3 protein-coding genes and 1 pseudogene are annotated in these 1934 nt (G+C 76.5%); 1 reads left to right on the top strand and 3 read right to left on the bottom strand.

Going from position 1 to position 1934, the window contains the following annotated elements; genetic code table 11:
- Positions 1 to 73: 73 nt before the first annotated feature.
- Positions 74 to 259: pseudogene (locus ACFXA3_RS37455) on the bottom strand (VanZ family protein); the annotation flags it as partial.
- A gap of 176 nt (positions 260 to 435) precedes the next feature.
- On the opposite strand from ACFXA3_RS37455, the gene ACFXA3_RS37450 reads away from it, so the two are divergent.
- Positions 436 to 573, top strand: a complete 138-nt coding sequence (locus ACFXA3_RS37450; RefSeq protein ID WP_385194868.1) for a hypothetical protein — start codon at positions 436 to 438, stop codon at positions 571 to 573.
- 10 nt (positions 574 to 583) lie between these two features.
- On the opposite strand, the gene ACFXA3_RS37445 is transcribed toward ACFXA3_RS37450, so the two are convergent.
- Together ACFXA3_RS37445 and ACFXA3_RS37440 are read right to left on the bottom strand one after the other, a co-directional pair.
- Positions 584 to 1231, bottom strand: coding sequence for a PH domain-containing protein (locus ACFXA3_RS37445; RefSeq protein WP_385194865.1), 648 nt, complete (start codon positions 1229 to 1231; stop codon positions 584 to 586).
- A gap of 25 nt (positions 1232 to 1256) precedes the next feature.
- Positions 1257 to 1883 carry a class F sortase gene (locus ACFXA3_RS37440; protein WP_385194862.1) on the bottom strand — a complete coding sequence of 209 codons (627 nt, stop codon included), beginning with the start codon at positions 1881 to 1883 and terminating at the stop codon, positions 1257 to 1259.
- Between the last annotated feature and the right edge of the window lie 51 nt (positions 1884 to 1934).

Raw genomic sequence — 1934 nt, 5'->3', positions numbered from 1 at the left:
GCCGCACCCCCCGGGGGGGGCCCACCAGCCCCACCCCCCCCCCCACCCGCCGGGCCCCCCCCCGCGCCCCCTACCCGAGGTCCGCCCGGATCCCCTCCAGCGGACTCAGATTGGCCGCGGCCGCCCAGGGCACGTCCAGGGGCCGCAGAGTGAGCCAGCCGACGAGGAGGAGGTGCGCGACCAGCAACCCCCCGCCCAGGAGCCGGAGCCGGACGTGAATGGCGGTGGCGGCACTGCGGCCGACCTCGTTGCGCTGCACACATGCGAGGACGCAGCCCCCGGTGGCCGCGGTTCCGGCCGGATCCGGTGAGCGGACGGCATATGACGATCCGATCGGATGAAACGGCGGCGGGTCGGCGCCGGGCCCGCCCCGACCGCCCCCGCCGGGGCGCACAGTGGGCGCGGCCCACCCGGGACGACCGAGGGAGAACAGCCATGCCGGCAGTACGCAGCGCACTGCGCAGCAGAACGAGGGGGACCGGCGCACGACGGCCGTTGCGCTCGATCGTCGCGGGAGCCTGCGCCCGGGCCCTGACCGCGGCCCTCGCCGGCCTGGGCGTCCCCAGGAGCTAGCAGACCGGGGTCAGCGGACGGCGAACAGCACGATCAGGAACACCGCGCCCACCACGGCGGGCGCGATGATCTCGTACGACCACCGCACGCGCACGCTGCCCTGCGCGCCGGCCCGCGAGGCGCCGCGCTCGGCCAGCTCGCGCAGCTCGTGCACCACCCGGTCCGCCTCGGCCGGCTGCGGCTCGGTGCCGGCGCCGGCGCCCGCGGAGGCGGCCCGCCCGGCCGCACCCGGGACCTTGCCGTTGACCGCACCGCCGCGGCCCAGCTGCCGGTTCGCCTTCTTCCGCTCGCGCAGCGAGACCGGGACGGACCACAGCTGGTACTTCGACCCCTCGGCCAGCACCTCCGCCGAATACCCGGCGCGCACCGCGTCCACGGCGCCCCAGGGCAGCTCGATGACCCGGAAGGGGTTCCGTACGCGCATCCGGTCGGCGTTGGCGAAGACCGCCGGGCGGATCGTGAACGCGACGATCAGCGGCACGGCCAGCAGGGCGACCGCCGCCGCGAACCACCGGGAGTTCGCCGGACCCCGCACGAGGGCGTCACCGCACAGCCACGCGACGAGCGCGAGCAGCAGGACTCCGGTGACGACGGCCATGGAGGAGCGGTAGACCCGGTCGTCGTACACCGGCTCGTCAGTGGGCTGCTGGCTGCTCATGCGCCCGATTCTGCCTCACGCCGTCTCAGCCCACGAGATCGGCGTACACGATGATGTTGTCGGGGCGGTGGCCGTCGGTGAGCTCGCCGCCGCAGGTGATCAGCCGCAGCTCGGGGTGCTCGGTGTTCCCGTACACCCTGGCGGTCGGGAAGGCCTTCTTGCCGACCTGTTCCAGTGCGCGCACCCGGAAGACGGCGTCGCGGCCGTCCGCTCGGGTGACGGTGATCCCGTCACCGGTGTGGATCTTCGAGACGTCGCGCAGGACGGCCGGGCCGCGGACGGTGTCGAAGTGCCCGATCAGCACGGCGGGGCCCGTCTCGCCCGGAGTGACGCCCCCGGTGTACCAGCCGATCCGGTCCCCGTCCGCCACGGAGGGCACCTCGACGGTGCCGTCGGCGGCCGCCCCCAGCTTCAGCAGGGGGCCCGTGTCCACCCCGGCCGACGGGACCCGTACCCGTACCGGCTCCGAGGCGGGCAGCGGCGCGGCCGGCGCGGCGGCCGGGGGCACGGCCCGCGCGGGTGCGGTGGTGACGGCGATGTGCGGCGGCGGCGTGGGCGCGGCCGGTGCGCCGCCGCAGCCGGTCAGGGCGGCGAGGGCGAGCGGACCGAGCAGGGCGGCGGTGGCGAGCGGGGCGCGGAGGCGGCGGGCCATGGGGGTGCTCCGGGGGAAACGGGCCCGGCGGGCCACCACAGAGGGTGGCCC

The sequence above is a fragment of the Streptomyces sp. NPDC059456 genome, assembly GCF_042750055.1.
Classification (GTDB): Bacteria; Actinomycetota; Actinomycetes; order Streptomycetales; family Streptomycetaceae; genus Streptomyces.
This window is presented reverse-complemented; position numbering and strand designations above follow the sequence as displayed.